The organism is Bifidobacterium sp. ESL0822, assembly GCF_052606675.1.
The window spans coordinates 1,866,737-1,881,517 of the sequence record NZ_CP199596.1 but is presented as its reverse complement, the minus strand read 5'-3'; the positions used below and the strand labels follow the sequence as shown (position 1 = coordinate 1,881,517).

Sequence of the window (14,781 nt, the reverse complement as noted above, 5' to 3'; positions counted from 1 at the left end):
CAGTCTATGCTACGTCTTGGTCGCCTTCAGCATGATTGGCCTGCAGATTGGTCAATCAGCGCTGGAGACCATCAGGCTCTGGCCCTGGATTCCCGGCAACGCATCTGGACCTGGGGACAGGTCAAGCATGAGAGCAAGAAAGTCCCAGCCCTATTGGCCTTTCCCAACGGACTGCCGACGGGGTTTGCTGTCAGGCAGATCAGCGTCGGTACCGGTGCATCCTAAACTGGAGCAATACCACAGAAGGCGCAAATCCTGCATTCTTGGCCGAATCCAAGGACGCGCCTGCAGATTTCAGTGGCGGGAGAGCAGGATGGCAGCATGACAGAGAGGCGACGACACTATGAAAAACAAAGGCTAAGGCTTCGAACAGATCATCGCCCTAAACGGCCGTATTGTTTCGTCGCTGCCTATGCATTGGGTCCCATCCGCGAACTGAATCGCGGATGGGACCCAATAAGCGGGCCAGATATCAGGCCCGAGTCACTTCTGAGCCAGCATGGACTGGTTGATGGCCGCCAGGAAGTCCCGGTTGGTGGCGGTCTTCTTCAGCCTGGGCACCAAGGTCTGGTAGGCCTGCTCGGTTTCCATACCGCCCAGAAGGCGACGCAGACGGTAGACCACAGCCAACTCCTCGGGCGCGGTGATCAGCTCCTCGCGCCGGGTGCCGGAAGCGTTGATGTCGATGGCGGGGAACATGCGCTTGTCGGCAAGATCCCTGGTCAGCCTAAGCTCCATGTTGCCGGTGCCCTTGAACTCCTCGAAGATGACCTCATCCATCTTGGACCCGGTCTCCACCAGGGCCGATGAGATGATGGTCAGGGAGCCGCCGTTCTCGATGTTGCGGGCTGCACCGAAGAAACGCTTGGGCGGATAGAGTGCCTGCGCATCCACACCGCCGGAGAGGATGCGGCCGGAGGCGGGAGCCGAGATGTTGTAGGCGCGGGCCAGGCGGGTCATGGAATCCAGAAGGACCACCACATCCTGCCCCAGCTCCACCAGGCGCTTGGCCCGTTCGATGGCCAACTCGGCCACAGTGGTGTGATCGCTGGCGGGACGGTCGAAGGTGGAGGAGATGACCTCACCCTGGACCGTGCGCTCCATGTCAGTGACCTCCTCGGGCCGCTCGTCCACCAGGACCACCATCAGGTGCACCTCGGGGTTGTTGGCGGTGATGGAGTTGGCGATGGACTGCAGGGTCAGAGTCTTGCCGGCCTTGGGTGGTGACACAATCAGGCCGCGCTGGCCCTTGCCAATGGGGGCGACGATGTCGATCAGACGACCGGTGATGTTCTTGGGTTGGGTCTCCATCCGCATGCGCTCCTGCGGGTAGAGGGGGGTCAGCTTGTTGAAGTGGGGCCGCCCTGCAGCGTCCTCCACGCTCATGCCGTTGATGGTGTCAATGGCCTGCAGGGGGACGAACTTCTGCCGCTGATTGCGGTGCTCGCCCTCGCGCGGAGGACGGATGGAGCCATGCACGGCATCGCCCTTGCGCAGGCCGTACTTCTTGACCTGGCCCATGGAGATGTAGACATCGTTGGGACCAGGCAGGTAGCCGGAGGTGCGCACAAAGGCGTAGGAGTCCAGCACATCCACAATGCCTGCTACAGGAACCAGATCCTCGGGCTTGAAATTCTCCCTGGGCTCATAGTCGCGATCACGGACGGCATTACGGTGATTGTTGCGGTTGCGTCGATCATTGCGGTCATTGCGATCGTTACGGTCATTGCGATCGCCACGGTTCCGGCGATCATAGCCGTTGTGACGGTAGTCACGCCCATCCTCGCTATGATCCTCATAGCTGCGCCGACGGGGCCGGTCATTTCGTGAGGGCAGTGCTGCCAGAATGTCGTCCAAGTTACGCACTGAACCGGAGCCGGAACCTTCGCGCTCCTCACCATGCTCACGCTCGCTCCGGCCACGGTTGGTGTGGGAGCCTCGGGATGAATCCGTGTTGCGGTGACGGCGACGGGATATGACCACGTTCTCCTCGTCGGCAACGGTATGGGGGAAGCGGTTCCTGTGCTCGGTATGGCCGCTCTTATGAGCGTCAATGCCCAAAACGTCGAAGAGGTCTCCGACAGGACGCTCATCCTTGGATTCCTTAGATTCTTCGGTTTCGGTGGACTCCTGTCCACCTTCCGCGGAGGACTTCGTCGCCTGCCCTGCCGGCTGCTGACTGGCGTCATGGCTCCCCTTGGCCACGGCGGCCGCAGCCTTGGGCTTACCAACGGTTACTCCCTCAGGGGCCTTGCCGCCCGAGCGTGCCGCCTCGATCGTCTCGATCAGGACTGGCTTGCGCATGCCGGAAATACCGCGCAACCCCAGCTGCCTGGCCAATTCCTTGAGTTCGGGCAGCTTCATGGAATGAATATCTTGGCTTGTTGCCACTGTTGTAATGCCTTTCCTTCGCTATACCTAATTAGCTAGGCAAATAGCTTGAGAATAGTGCGGGGGTACCGCTCATGAAAATTCGATGCCGACTCGGCTTATCGAACTTCCATAAGCCTACAACGTGCGGCCGACGGGTGCAAGAACCGGCCTGCGTGTCCAGAAATCACAGGTAAACCTCTAGACTGGGCATATGAATGATCGATCATCTCTGCGTGAACAGCGGCGGAGCGAATTCGTAACCACCGCCATGCGGGTCTTCGACCGGAAAGGCGCTGCGAACACATCCCTGCGCGACGTAATCCATGCCATGAACCACGGTAAGGGCGTGGGCATGAGCGTTTTTTATTACTACTTCAAATCCAAGGACGACCTGGTAGATGCCTGTGTGCGTACCTACCTGGCCTCCTACGTGGAGCATGTAGTCGACATCCTGCAGAATCCTGACCTGAGCGTTCAAGAGGCGCTGGATGACATCTGCCCGCATCTGATAAGGGCCATCTGGAAGATGGATGTCATCTTCGCGGACAAGGCCAACTGGTACAACTACCTGAGCACCAACAGCAATGTGATGGAGGGCTTCGTCAGGCAGATCATCGACCCTTTGACCAGGGCCCTGGACCGATGGCTGGATCGGGGCGACCTGCCGCGGACCCAGCTGATCCAAACAGCCGGCACCCGTACTGTGGCCTGGCTGATGGCCGACGGGCTCTCGTCCATCGTCAGCAACGGCAGAGGAGCGGCAGGCCACCCGCAGATCAGAGAGGTGGTCCGTCAACGTGTTCGCGAGAGTGTGGCCTTCTTCTCGCAGCTGTTGGGCCTGCCCCTGAAGGCACCGGCCATCGCCCTGTCGTAAATGACAAAGCCCCCGACCCTGCAGTCGGAGGCTTGAAAGGAAACGAAGGCAGAGGTCTGTCTACTTCTCCTCGTGATAGGACTTCTCGGTGTTGACGTTCCAGACGTTGGTCTTGTCAGTACGCCCCGATTTGATGTTGGCCACGGCTTCCATGGATGTGGCCATGGAGTGGTCCTGGTTGTTGTAGTGGTGCTGCCCGTTGCGGCCTACACAGTAGAGGTTGCCGAAGGAGTCCAGCCATTTGACCAGCTCCGGCATCTGGGCGTAGGTGTCGAAGTAGGCCGGGTAGGCCTTGACCACCCGCTCCCGGTGCGAGTCCAGCACGTCGGTAGGGCCGTTGATGATGCCCATCCGGGTCAGCTCCTTGATGGCGAAGTCAGTGGTCTCCTGATCGCTCATGCTCCAGAAGTCATCGCCCTCCTTGCAGAAGTACTCCAGACCGATCCAGACAGTGCCGTCCACATTCTTGACCATGTAGGGGCTCCAGTTGTTGAAGATCTGGATGCGGCCCATCTTGTAGCCGGGGTCCTGCACATAGATCCAGCAGTCAGGAACGATGGGCGGATCGCCCAGGGTCTTGATGGAGGTGGTGTTGCGGATGCGCAGGTGGCGGACCAGCAGGCCAACGGTCACGAAGTCGCGGTAGGGCAGACCCTGAGCCACTCTGACCATTTCCTTATCGGTGGAGGGCTCCTCGTGGGCAATGGCCTCCACCAGGTCCTTGATGGGCATGGAAGAGATGATCTGATCAGCCTTCAGGGTCACCTCTTTGCCATCAGCGTTGCGATAGATCACACCGGTCATGTGGCCATCGCTCTGGTTCAGTCCGATTACGCGGGCATCGGTGATCACGTGGACCCCATGCTCCACATTGCGCCGCTCCACGGTCTCCCAAAGCTGCCCTGGACCCAGCTTGGGATACCAGAACTCCTCGATCAGGCTGGTTTCGACCTGATGGGCATCACGCTTCTTGGGCAGCAGCTTCTGGAAGGCGTTCTTGAGTACGCCCATGATGCTGAGCCCTTTGACCCGCTGGGCGCCCCAGTCGGCGCTGATCTCGCGGGGATGGCGACCCCAGAGCTTTTCGGTGTATCCCTCGAAGAACATGGAGTAGAGTTTGCGGCCGAAGCGGTTGATATAGAAGTTCTCCAGATTGTCCTCGGGCAGCTTGTGGACGACGGACTTCAGGTAACTGAACCCGGCCTGCATGGTCAGCTTGAAGCCCATGGCCTTGAGGGTGTTGAGCGTCAGGGAAATGGGATAGTCGAAGAAGTGGTGGTTCCAGTAGATCCTGGAGACTCGGTGACGCTTGAGCATGACCCGGTCGGTCTTCTCCGGATCAGGGCCACCAGGCTCCAGGTCGTGGTGGCGACCAAGTTTTTTGTCGTCATAGGAGGGTGCCCCCTGCAGAGGCAGGACATCCTTCCACCAGTCCATGATCCGGTCATCCTTGGAGAAGAACCTGTGGCCACCGATGTCCATGCGGTTGCCGTTGTGTCGAACCGTGCGGGAGATGCCGCCGAATTGCTCAGTGGCTTCCAAAACGGTGACATCATATTGCTTATCACCGCCATCCTTGACCAGTTCCCATGCCGCCGTCAAACCGGCAGGACCACCGCCGATGACGACTACAGACTGTTTGTGTTCCATGCCATCCTCCTGAAGACAAATAAAATCATTATTACTGTATCCAGGCCTTCCATAAACCCAGGTTTCCAATCGACTTCCCACACGAATTCCCGCCATTGCGTGGAGTAAACGTAATGAGAACCATTCTTTTCACCGCTTAGCCCAACGAATCGGGGATGTCGATGTCCGTCTTCTGCACTTCCTCCACATTGACATCTTTGAAGGTGACGATGCGGACGTTCTTGACGAACCGGCTGGACCGGTAGACGTCCCAGACCCAGGCATCGGTCAGCCGGACGTCGAAGTAGACGTCCTGCCCGGCGGATCGGACGTTGAAGTCCACCTTGTTGGCCAGGTAGAACCGCCGCTCGGTCTCGACCACGTAGGTGAATAGCTTGATCACGTCCCTATACTCGCGATACAAGGCCAGTTCGGCGTTGGTCTCGTAATTGTCGAGATCCTCGGCACTCATCGACTACCTCCATTCGCGCGATCACGGCCATGGCCAAGCGTACGCCACCAGGCGCGCTTGGAGCGCTTGGACTCAGACGACCCATAGGCCCAATCCGATGCCGTATGCTCCTCGCCAGGCTGCTCGGCGGTCGACCCCCTGGAACCAGACTCCTCCGCATCCTTGGCGTCCGTCTGACCAGAGCCCGTCTTCTCATCACTCCATCCGCCGGATCCTGCATGGCCTTCAGCAACTTCTCCTGAACGCGGACCATCCTTCGGGGCCTGATTGGCCTTGTCACCTGATGCCTGCGTGTCATGCGATGCCGGGGTGGCCTCCTTGGACCCGGCTTCGCTGATACCACCATCCTCATCCGCGGCGTATCCATGTGCAACAAGGGCTTCTGCCACACCAGGATTTTCGCGGATGACATGCATGCCAAACGCATTCAAAGAACGGATGGGATCATACTCGTCGACCAGGGCGTCCATGACAATCTGATCCTGATACTTGCCGTTCTCGGCATCCCAGAGCGCATCACGCGAGGTACCCGAGATCATGAAGCCCAGGGACTGATAGACGGAGATGGAACGTGTGTTTTTCTCTGGCACAGCCACCCAGATCCGGTGCAGGCCCAGACCCGTAGGAGCAGCCGCGTACCCGTAGGTCATGATTCTGGGCATGGCATCACGGGAGTAGCCGCGCCCGCGGAAATGCCTGCCCAGGACCACCTGAATCCTGGCCGAGCGGGACCAGCCGTCCACATCAATCAGGAAGATCATGCCGATGACCCCCTTGGTGGCATCGGCATCGGGCGAGCCGTCCTGGTCGGTGTCCGCATCAGTGACCATGGCCCAGGCCAGGGTACGGCGGGACTCTGGATCGCCCACGCCCGAATCACGGGCGGCCAGACCCTTGGACCAGGCCACCGACCGACGCACCCAGGCGTTGACCACGGCCCGTTCGGCGCTAGGCCCCTTGCCGGTGATTCCGGTGGAATTGTAGAAGGCCTCCAGCTGATCCATTGCCGTCAAGTCGGCGATGACCGCAGGACGCAGGTGCAACATCTCGCCCCGGATGTAGGGAATCTCAATCCGGTCGGGCAGCTGCCTGCTCGCCACATCGTCAGATTCCTCGCTTTGCGTTTGCGGTCGGTCATTGCCCCTGCCGCTCATAGACATCACGTCACCTCCATGATCGCCACCCTGCGATGGCAATCAATTGTAATCCCTCGCCCCTGGGAAAACCATGAGAGGCCGGGCGGGTCCGCCGGTCCGAACCCGATGGGACAAGGCCGGCGGACCGGGCGCGGTCAGGACTTAGCGATGCGCTCCATGACAATCTTGCTGACCGCCTTGGCATCGGCTTGGCCCTTGGTGGCCCGCATGACCGCTCCGATAATGGCGCCCATGGGCTTCATGTTGCCGCCTTTGAGCTTGGCCACGATGTCCGGGTTGTCCTTTAGGGCCTGATCGACGGCGGCATCCAGAGCCCCATCGTCCGAAACCACCTGGTAGCCGTGCTTCTTGACGACCTCGGCAGGCTTGCCCTCGCCGGCCAACACACCGGAGACGGTCTGCTTGGCCAACTTGTCATTGAGCTTTCCGTCAGCGATCAGCTGTTCCACATCGGCGACATCCTGAGCCGAGATAGACAGCTCCTGCAGGCTGACCCCACGGGCGTTGGCTTCGCGGGAGATCTCGCCCAGCCACCACTTGCGGGCTCCGGCAGCCGTGGCGCCGGCCTTGACTGTATCCTCGATCAGATCCACGGCATCCGCATTGACCGCGTCCTGCATCTGCCGGTCGGTGAAGTCCCATTCCTTCTTGAGACGGGCGCGGCGCTCACGCGGCATCTCAGGCATCTGGGCCTTGAGTTCCTCGATATGGTCCTTGGTCACATGGACCATGACCAGATCAGGGTCAGGGAAGTACCGGTAATCGTTGGCATCGGTCTTGACACGGCCGCCTGCCGTGGTCTGCGTGGACTCATCCCAGTGACGGGTCTCCTGCAGCACCTCCCCGCCGGACTCCAGCAGGGCCGCCTGACGGCGGATTTCGTAGGTCAGCGTCTTCTCGATGCCCTTGAAGGTGTTGACGTTCTTGGTCTCCGACCGGGTTCCCAGAGGGGCGTCCGGCCCGGCGTGCAGGGAGACGTTGACGTCGGCGCGCATGTTGCCCTGCTCCATTCGGGCGTGGGAGATGCCCAGGGCCCGGACGATGTCGCGGATGGCCCGGACGTAGGCCCCGGCCACCTCGGGGGTGCGCGCCCCGGCGCCCTCGATGGGCTTGGTCACGATCTCAACCAGAGGAACACCGGCACGGTTGTAGTCCACCAGGGAGTGGTCGGCGCCCTCAATACGGCCGTCGGCCCCACCCACGTGGGTGTTCTTGCCGGCGTCGTCCTCCACATGGGCCCGCTCAATGGGCACACGGAAGATGCTGCCGTCGTCCAGCTCCACGTCCAGATAGCCCTCGCCGTTCAGGGGCTTGTCGTACTGGGAAATCTGATAGTCACGGGGCATGTCCGGGTAGAAGTAGTTCTTCCGGGCGAACTGGCTCCACTCGTTGATCTGGCAGTGCAGGGCCAGACCCAGCTTGACCGCATAGTCGATGGCGGTCTTGTTGACCACGGGCAGGCTGCCAGGCAGGCCCAGGGAGACCGGGGTCAGCTGGGTGTTGGGCTCGCCGCCGAACTCGATATGGGCCGGGCAGAAGAGCTTGGTGTTGGTGCAGAGCTCGACATGGACCTCCAGACCGAACACCGGGTCATACTTGGCCACGGCATCGGCGTACTTCATCAGTTTTTCAGCCATTATGATTCCGTTTCCTTCCGATGCCTACTTGGTCGATCCCTGATCCAGGCCATCCAGCCAGGGGGTGGACAGCTTCCGGGAGATGGGCCCTCCCCACTGCTCCTCCAGGGCCGCCTCAAGTGCAGCGGCAGGCCTGTACATGACCTCGTCGCGCATCTGGGGGGCGAAGAACTGGAAGCCGACAGGCAGCCCGTCGTCGCTGAGCCCGGCGGGAATCGACATGGCGGGGGTTCCGGCCAGGTTGGCCGGAATGGTGGCCACGTCGTTCAGGTACATGGCCAGCGGATCGTCCATCTTCTCGCCGAAACGGAAGGCCGTGGTCGGCGAAGTCGGCGATACCAGGACATCGGCTTGCTCGAAGGCTTTTTCGAAGTCGCGGATGACCAGGGTGCGGACCTTCTGGGCCGAGCCGTACCAGGCGTCGTAGTACCCGGCGGACAGGGCGTAGATACCCAGGATGATCCTGCGCTTGACCTCGTCGCCGAACCCGGCCTCGCGTGTAGCGGCCATCATGTTGGCGGCCGTCTGGGGGACGCCCTCGGGGGGCATGACCCGCAGGCCGTAGCGCATGCCGTCGTAACGTGCCAGGTTGGAGGAGACCTCGGAGGGCATGATGATGTAGTAAGCAGCCAGCGCGTAGGGGAAGTGCGGGCAGGAGACCTGAACCACCTGAGCGCCCATGGATTCCAGTAGCGAGACAGCCTCGTTGAAGCGGGCCTCGACGCCTGGCTGGTAGCCCTCGCCACCCAGCTCCTTGACAAGACCCACCTTGAGGCCCTTCAGGTCACGCTTTTGACCCTGCCGCGCGGCCTGGGCCAGAGGGGGAACCGGCTTGGGAATGGATGTGGAGTCACGACGATCATAGCCACCGATGACCTCCTGCAGCAGTGCCGCATCCAGCACTGACCGGGAAACCGGACCAATCTGATCAAGGGAGGAGGCCATGGCTATGGCCCCAAATCTGGAGACACCACCGTAGGTGGGTTTGACCCCCACGGTGCCGGTCAGAGATCCGGGCTGGCGGATGGACCCGCCGGTGTCGGTACCCAGGGCCAGCGGAGCCTCAAAAGCGCCGACAGCCGAGGCCGAGCCGCCACCAGAACCGCCTGGGACCCGTTCGGTGTCCCAGGGGTTGTGTGTGGGCTTGAAGGCCGAGTGCTCAGTGGAAGACCCCTGGGCGAACTCATCCAAGTTGGTCTTGCCCAGAATAGGCATGCCCGCGGCCTTGAGTTTTTTGATGACAGTAGCGTCGTAAGGCGGCACCCATCCCTCGAGGATCTTGGAGGCAGCCGTGGTGGGAATGCCCTTGGTGACGATCATATCCTTGATGGCAATGGGAACGCCGGCCAGTTCCGGCAGCCCCTCGGCCCCATCATGAGCCAGGCGCTGGTCGAAGGCGTCAGCCTGCTCCAGGGCCTGATCGGCGCTGACGTGCAGAAATGCATCAATGCTGGGCTCGGCAGCCTCGATCACATCCAGATGAGCCTGAACCAGTTCACGGCTGGAGACCTGCCCCGACCGCAACTGTGCGGCCATATCGGAGGCGGATTGCTTGACCAATTCTTCCTGTGCGCTCATCGTCTCACTCCTCACCCAGAATGCGCGGGGCCACGAACATGCCCGACTCGGTGACCGGAGCCCCTGAAAGTGCAGCCTCCTGGGTCAGCGGTTCCTCAGCCTCATCAGGGCGCAGATAGGCCTCCAGAGGAATGGGATTGGCGGTGGGGGGCACGTCGTCGCCGGCCACCTCCTGAACCTTGGTGATGGAATCGGCGATCACGTTGAGTTCGCCCTTGAGGCGGTCAGCCTCCTGATCGGTCAAAGCAATACGGGCCAGATCGCCCAAGTGCTTGATCTCTTCACGTGTAAAAGTTGGCATACCTCTTATCATATGGGTGCTCTATGACACGCAAAAGGCAGGCTCAACCGATGTCTACGCGCCGGAAGACCAGGGTTCCCAAAGCACAGGATAGAGCCGTCCAGACCATCATAATGAGGCCCGCCTGCCACCATGTCGGCCACCATCCGATGCCTGTCCCTGACACCCGGCCCATGCCCGAGAGGAAGGTGCCCAGCAGGCTGGCTGGGGTCAGCCTGAAGGGGATCCGCAGCCAGCCGACAGGAAGGCTCAAACCCCGCAGGAGGCCCAGAATCAGTGGCAGGATCAAGGTCAGCCCCAGGAACAGGCCGATTCCGCCGACCTTGGATCGGCTCAAGGCACCCAGACCCAGGCCCATCAAAGCAAAGAGGACCAGCATGAGCGGTCCCCCCAGCAGATCAATCAGAGCGAGCCCGGGCTTGGAGACGGTCAAGGCAACAGATCTGCCTGACAGAAGCAGTGTTGCCAGGATCCAGCTGAGCAGCAGGCCCGCTTGTGCCGCTAACCAAGTCAGCAAGGCCAAGGCAAAGCCCTTGGCCATCAGAACCATGCCCCGACGAGGATTGGCCGTCAGCGTGCTCTCAATGGTGGCGCCGGAAAACTCACGCGTAAGGACCAAAACCCCCAGAATGCCCGCCACAAACATGCCCGGAAACAGGCCGAAAACGGCTGACGTCCAGAAAAGGCCACTGGAGGCAGGCAGGAGGTGAGCCAGGAGGTGATCGGTCTGCCGATCCAGGCCAGCCATCAGACCGGTGCTCAACGGCTGCAGGAACATGACAATCAGGAGCAGAACCCGGGTCGATCGCAGGGAGAACATCTTGCGCAGCTCCCCTCGAACCGCCCCTGAAAGGGTCAACTGACCGGAGGGCCGACGCAAATCCAGGAGGGACAGCCGCGAGGTCCGACGCAACCGGGTAAAGGCGGAGCCATGCCGTGGGGTTGCTTTATCAGGTCCCGTGGGTACCTCTCGTCGGCTCCGGCGGACTTGGCGACCGTTGTCGGCACTCATGGCCGCGCATCCCCTCTGCCATGGATGACTTCCTTGTAGGCCTGTTCCAGGGAAACCTCCTCCTGCTGAAACTCATAGAGCACCACACCCTCCTGGGCCAGAATCGAGGCTGTGGAAGCCAGGGGCGCACCCTGGATGCGGAAGCGGGCGGCATCCGGCGGACAGCTCTCGTCTGGCGGCAGACGGGTGATGCTGATTCCGGCCGCCGTGGCCAGGGCGGCCTTTAATTGGTCGGGCTGCGGCGTCACCGCATAGAGAGAGTCACAGGAGTGCTCACCAATGAACCGGGCCACCGTCGTTCTCTCCAGGATCCGTCCCTTGGCGACGATGACCAGATCATCGGCGATTTGAGCCATCTCGTCTATCTTACGGGAGCTTAGGAGGACTGCCCTGCCCCGTGAGGCAAGACCGCGCCAGATGCCCCTCATCCGCTCGGCTCCCTCCGGGTCCAGCCCATCAAGGGGCTCATCCAGAACCAGGTTGTGTGGGTCACCCAGAAGGGCTGCGGCCAGGGCCAGTCGCTGACTCATCCCCAGAGAGAAGGAACCCGCCGGCCTGTCGGCGACCGATTGCAGGCCAACCATCTCCACCACCCGGTCCACCCGGTGGTGATCAATGCCATTGACCGCAGCCAGTGCCATCAGGTGTTCCCTGGCCTTGCAGGCAGGATGGGCGTTGCGTGGATTCAGTACCGCTCCCGCTGTCCGCATGGGCGATGAGAGCCGGACGAAGGGCTGGCCATCGAACAGGACCTTGCCCGAATCAGGACGAACCAGCCCCAGTGCAATGCGCAGTGTGGTCGACTTGCCGGCGCCTTTAGGCCCCACAAACCCGGTCACCCGACCGTCCCTGGCCGTGAAGGAGACACGGTTCAGTGCCTTGCGGGAGCCAAAGCGCTTGGTGAGCGAGTCGACGACAATCATGGCAGGGTCCCCTGCTCTGACTGACCCGCCACCCCGGCATGCTGGCAGATCCAGGAGTGCATGGCCACGGCAGCCGCGGCACCGGCGTTGATGGAGCGGACCGATCCGAACTGGGAGATGTAGACCACATCGTCCGCCAGCTCCAAGGCCTTCTCAGACAGGCCAGGCCCCTCGGCACCGAACATGAGCAGGCAGTGACGAGGAAAGCGGTAGGTCTCCATTGGGACGGCCCCGGACACGTTGTCGATGGCGATCATACGGGGCATGGATTCCCCCAGCCCAGCTGTCTCTTCTCGCAGGTTGGCCGTCATGGTTGCTATGTCGGGGTCGTGAACCACGTGCTGGTAAAGCTCGGTCATCAACGAGCCCTTACGGTTCCATTTGTGAGGACCGACTATGTGGACGCGGCGTGCGGCAAAGGCGTTGGCTGTACGGACCATGGATCCGATATTGAAGTCGTGGGTCCAGTTCTCCACAGCCACCTCGAAATCATGACGGCCCCGGCGATCCAGGTCGTCCCGAATGGCCTCAACCTTCCAGTAGCGGTACCGATCCAGGACGTTGCGGCGATCCCCCTGCTCCAGCAGTTCAGAGTCATAGCGCGGGTCCGTCGGCATGGGCAGCTCAGGATGCTCCTCCTGCCAGGGGCCGACCCCCACCTCGCGGAAGACCGGCTCATCCGAGGCCATGGCCGCTCGGGTCACTGGATCAGGCTCCCTCATGATCGCTCCGGGGAATCGTCGGTCGTGCCGACGAACTGATCCTCCTGGTAGGCACAGATGAAAGGCAGCCTTTGCCGGGACCCGTCCACCGGATCCACCACCTGAATGCTGCCGTCCGTCCGACCACCCACCAGCGAGGCGATGGCCAGCGTCTTCGCGCCCTGACGCTGAATAATCCCGCAGTCAAGATTGAGCTCGTTATTCTTGCCCAAGGTAACCAAGGACGAGGTCTGCACGTAGGATTTTCGGCCCAGCCAGGCATCCAGCAGGATGACCCTCCTGCCCTCGATGGACGGACCCTTGATGGAGGGGTAGACGAAGTCCATGACGAAAGCGTCCAGATCCTGCCCACGCGAGGCTGCGGCATGGAGCATGGCATCAGCCAGTGGCACGGCAGCGGCGGTCAGGGCCCCGACCGCATCGAAGTCGTCGACTGAATAGCCTGCATCCTCCAGGGTGTCCAGAAGAACATGACCGGCAAGTTCGGCCCCGCGGTGATGGAAGGTGACCCCGCTCAGCTCGGTGAAGGGACGCCCGCCGATCTCCCGGGCCAGGAGTTCACGCAGCTGATCGACCGGCTCGGGCAGATCCATGTCGGATCTGCGCCCGACGAGATCTGGTGATCCAGTGGGTCTGAAGAATGAACCCTCTTGTCTCTTCGTTGCCTCGTTCATGCTTATCAGACTAGCGCCGGAGGCCCCTAAGCGGCACTCACTGCCCTTGGTCGGACAAAACTTCCGGCGCGGTCAGCTCCCTGATATTGCCCTTGTCTGAATCGATCATGTCGACCGAATCGATGACCTTGGAGGGGTCCATCTGCTGCAGCTTGCGGGCGGTAACCAGAACGCGCGACTCCAAAGAGGAGGCGAACTTGTTGTAGGCGGTCACCGTGGCAGTGATGGAACGGCCCAGTTTGTTGGCCCGATCACCCAGGACCACAAAGCGGTCATAGAGCTCATGGGCCAACGTAAAGAGGGTGCGGGCGTCTTCAGACAGGTTCTGCTGCTGCCAGGCGTAGGCCACCGACTTGAGCACAGCCCAAAGGGTCACCGGCGAGGTCAGAGCCACCTTTTGGGCAAAAGCATCGTCCATCAGGGTGGGGTCCACCTCCAGTGCGGCCTGTAGAAGGGAGTCGTTGGGTATGAAGGCCACCACGAAGTCCGGGGCTGTTTCGAAGGCGTTCCAGTACTCCTTGTCGGCCAGGGCCTTGACGTGCTCTCGCAGGGCCCGGGCATGCGCCTTGAGCAGTTCGTCCCGGCGGCGCAGCTCATCATCCGAAGCGGTGTCGGGAATCTCGCAGGCCCGCTGGTAGTCGGAATAAGGGGCCTTGGCATCGATGGGAATGGTCTTGCCGCCTGGCAGGTGGACCACCATATCGGGGCGCAGGACGCGGCCATCCGAGGCGGTGACCACAACCTGGGTGTCAAAGTCCACATGCTCCAAGAGACCAGCGGACTCGACGATATTCCTGAGCTGAGCCTCGCCCCAGGCGCCGCGCACCTTGTTGTTGCGCAGGGCCGAAGCCAGAGAGCTGGTTTCCTTGTCCAGCCTCCCCTGCTGCTCGCCCAGGCTCTTCAGCTGCTGTCCAAGGGAGCCCATCTCCTGCTTGCGGCCCTCTTCGATCTGGGCCACCTTGTGTTGGAGGGCGTCCAAATTCTTCTGCACGGGGGCCAGGGCCGAGAGCACCTTGCTCTCCTCCTCCATGCTCTGAGCCTGCCTACGTCTCTTCTCCTCTTCCTGAGCCTGTGCACGGCGGCGCTCCTGCTCGATTCTGATCTGCTCGGCCTGCTGGGCCTGGGCCAGCTGGGACTTGACAAAGGAGAGCTCGCGGTTCAGACCGTCCACCTTGGTCCGCGCCTCCACCAGAGCCGCATCGGATCCGTGAAGCCGTTCCTGAGCCTGGTCCAGCTGCGAGCGCAGCTCATCCACCTGGCTGTCAGACCCCGTGCCGACGGCCCTCCGACCCCGGGCGCGACCCAGCACATACCCGGCCAGTCCTCCCAAAAAAATACCAATCAGCAGGAGAAGCACCACCATGACCACTGATGACGTAGAATCGAACATATGTTCTAGTAAACCTCCAGTACTGGACCCGAAAGCCAA

Annotated in this window: 14 protein-coding genes; 2 read left to right on the top strand and 12 right to left on the bottom strand. The window is 61.5% G+C overall.

The window, feature by feature from the left end; genetic code table 11:
* Positions 1 to 6: 6 nt before the first annotated feature.
* Positions 7 to 225 (top strand): hypothetical protein, encoded by a 219-nt coding sequence (locus ACUIAF_RS07350; RefSeq protein WP_445338402.1) that lies wholly within the window; start codon positions 7 to 9, stop codon positions 223 to 225.
* A 258-nt stretch (positions 226 to 483) separates the two neighbouring features.
* Here the strand turns inward: ACUIAF_RS07350 and rho are convergent, their stop codons facing one another.
* On the bottom strand, positions 484 to 2,364 hold the full coding sequence (gene rho, locus ACUIAF_RS07345; protein ID WP_445339187.1) for a transcription termination factor Rho: 1,881 nt from the start codon (positions 2,362 to 2,364) through the stop codon (positions 484 to 486).
* A gap of 220 nt (positions 2,365 to 2,584) precedes the next feature.
* Here rho and ACUIAF_RS07340 point away from each other — a divergent pair, with 220 nt between their 5' ends.
* Positions 2,585 to 3,247, top strand: a complete 663-nt coding sequence (locus ACUIAF_RS07340; RefSeq protein WP_445338401.1) for a TetR/AcrR family transcriptional regulator — start codon at positions 2,585 to 2,587, stop codon at positions 3,245 to 3,247.
* Positions 3,248 to 3,307: 60 nt separating this feature from the next.
* Here ACUIAF_RS07340 and ACUIAF_RS07335 read toward each other — a convergent pair whose 3' ends face one another.
* The 11 genes from ACUIAF_RS07335 to rmuC form a co-directional block, all read right to left on the bottom strand.
* Positions 3,308 to 4,897, bottom strand: a complete 1,590-nt coding sequence (locus ACUIAF_RS07335) for an NAD(P)/FAD-dependent oxidoreductase (protein WP_445338400.1) — start codon at positions 4,895 to 4,897, stop codon at positions 3,308 to 3,310.
* Positions 4,898 to 5,033: 136 nt separating this feature from the next.
* The gene (locus tag ACUIAF_RS07330) at positions 5,034 to 5,348 is read right to left on the bottom strand and encodes a DUF2469 domain-containing protein (RefSeq protein ID WP_015022511.1); all 315 of its coding nucleotides are present in this window, start codon (positions 5,346 to 5,348) and stop codon (positions 5,034 to 5,036) included.
* Entirely contained in the window at positions 5,345 to 6,508 is a 1,164-nt protein-coding gene (locus ACUIAF_RS07325) for a GNAT family N-acetyltransferase (RefSeq protein ID WP_110417705.1), read from the bottom strand. The genes ACUIAF_RS07330 and ACUIAF_RS07325 overlap by 4 nt, the downstream gene beginning before the upstream one ends.
* A 131-nt stretch (positions 6,509 to 6,639) precedes the next feature.
* Positions 6,640 to 8,142 carry an Asp-tRNA(Asn)/Glu-tRNA(Gln) amidotransferase subunit GatB gene (gatB, locus tag ACUIAF_RS07320; protein WP_445338398.1) on the bottom strand — a complete coding sequence of 501 codons (1,503 nt, stop codon included), beginning with the start codon at positions 8,140 to 8,142 and terminating at the stop codon, positions 6,640 to 6,642.
* Between the two features lie 24 nt (positions 8,143 to 8,166).
* On the bottom strand, positions 8,167 to 9,720 hold the full coding sequence (gene gatA, locus ACUIAF_RS07315; RefSeq protein WP_015022514.1) for an Asp-tRNA(Asn)/Glu-tRNA(Gln) amidotransferase subunit GatA: 1,554 nt from the start codon (positions 9,718 to 9,720) through the stop codon (positions 8,167 to 8,169).
* Positions 9,721 to 9,724: 4 nt separating this feature from the next.
* Positions 9,725 to 10,021 (bottom strand): Asp-tRNA(Asn)/Glu-tRNA(Gln) amidotransferase subunit GatC, encoded by a 297-nt coding sequence (gene gatC, locus ACUIAF_RS07310; protein WP_015022515.1) that lies wholly within the window; start codon positions 10,019 to 10,021, stop codon positions 9,725 to 9,727.
* 43 nt (positions 10,022 to 10,064) lie between these two features.
* A complete protein-coding gene (locus ACUIAF_RS07305) occupies positions 10,065 to 11,033 on the bottom strand; it encodes a hypothetical protein (RefSeq protein ID WP_445338396.1) in 969 nt (322 codons plus the stop codon).
* Positions 11,030 to 11,956: an ATP-binding cassette domain-containing protein gene (locus tag ACUIAF_RS07300; RefSeq protein WP_445338394.1), complete on the bottom strand. Its 927-nt coding sequence runs from the start codon at positions 11,954 to 11,956 to the stop codon at positions 11,030 to 11,032. The genes ACUIAF_RS07305 and ACUIAF_RS07300 overlap by 4 nt, the downstream gene beginning before the upstream one ends.
* Positions 11,953 to 12,678: a TrmH family RNA methyltransferase gene (locus ACUIAF_RS07295; RefSeq protein ID WP_110417710.1), complete on the bottom strand. Its 726-nt coding sequence runs from the start codon at positions 12,676 to 12,678 to the stop codon at positions 11,953 to 11,955. The genes ACUIAF_RS07300 and ACUIAF_RS07295 overlap by 4 nt, the downstream gene beginning before the upstream one ends.
* A complete protein-coding gene (locus tag ACUIAF_RS07290) occupies positions 12,675 to 13,271 on the bottom strand; it encodes an orotate phosphoribosyltransferase (RefSeq protein WP_015022519.1) in 597 nt (198 codons plus the stop codon). The genes ACUIAF_RS07295 and ACUIAF_RS07290 overlap by 4 nt, the downstream gene beginning before the upstream one ends.
* A gap of 118 nt (positions 13,272 to 13,389) precedes the next feature.
* On the bottom strand, positions 13,390 to 14,742 hold the full coding sequence (rmuC, locus tag ACUIAF_RS07285; RefSeq protein ID WP_445338392.1) for a DNA recombination protein RmuC: 1,353 nt from the start codon (positions 14,740 to 14,742) through the stop codon (positions 13,390 to 13,392).
* Positions 14,743 to 14,781 lie beyond the last annotated feature (39 nt).

What these genes read in the sequence shown, in the direction of transcription:
- ACUIAF_RS07290 (WP_015022519.1), bottom strand. Translation starts at nt 13,271, where the DNA reads ATGGATCTGCCCGAGCCGGTCGATCAGCTGCGTGAACTCCTGGCCCGG.
- ACUIAF_RS07300 (WP_445338394.1), bottom strand. Translation starts at nt 11,956, where the DNA reads ATGATTGTCGTCGACTCGCTCACCAAGCGCTTTGGCTCCCGCAAGGCA.
- ACUIAF_RS07305 (WP_445338396.1), bottom strand. Translation starts at nt 11,033, where the DNA reads ATGAGTGCCGACAACGGTCGCCAAGTCCGCCGGAGCCGACGAGAGGTA.
- rho (WP_445339187.1), bottom strand. Translation starts at nt 2,364, where the DNA reads ATGAAGCTGCCCGAACTCAAGGAATTGGCCAGGCAGCTGGGGTTGCGC.
- gatB (WP_445338398.1), bottom strand. Translation starts at nt 8,142, where the DNA reads ATGGCTGAAAAACTGATGAAGTACGCCGATGCCGTGGCCAAGTATGAC.
- ACUIAF_RS07340 (WP_445338401.1), top strand. Translation starts at nt 2,585, where the DNA reads ATGAATGATCGATCATCTCTGCGTGAACAGCGGCGGAGCGAATTCGTA.
- ACUIAF_RS07295 (WP_110417710.1), bottom strand. Translation starts at nt 12,678, where the DNA reads ATGAGGGAGCCTGATCCAGTGACCCGAGCGGCCATGGCCTCGGATGAG.
- rmuC (WP_445338392.1), bottom strand. Translation starts at nt 14,742, where the DNA reads ATGTTCGATTCTACGTCATCAGTGGTCATGGTGGTGCTTCTCCTGCTG.
- ACUIAF_RS07325 (WP_110417705.1), bottom strand. Translation starts at nt 6,508, where the DNA reads ATGTCTATGAGCGGCAGGGGCAATGACCGACCGCAAACGCAAAGCGAG.
- gatA (WP_015022514.1), bottom strand. Translation starts at nt 9,720, where the DNA reads ATGAGCGCACAGGAAGAATTGGTCAAGCAATCCGCCTCCGATATGGCC.
- gatC (WP_015022515.1), bottom strand. Translation starts at nt 10,021, where the DNA reads ATGCCAACTTTTACACGTGAAGAGATCAAGCACTTGGGCGATCTGGCC.
- ACUIAF_RS07335 (WP_445338400.1), bottom strand. Translation starts at nt 4,897, where the DNA reads ATGGAACACAAACAGTCTGTAGTCGTCATCGGCGGTGGTCCTGCCGGT.
- ACUIAF_RS07350 (WP_445338402.1), top strand. Translation starts at nt 7, where the DNA reads ATGCTACGTCTTGGTCGCCTTCAGCATGATTGGCCTGCAGATTGGTCA.
- ACUIAF_RS07330 (WP_015022511.1), bottom strand. Translation starts at nt 5,348, where the DNA reads ATGAGTGCCGAGGATCTCGACAATTACGAGACCAACGCCGAACTGGCC.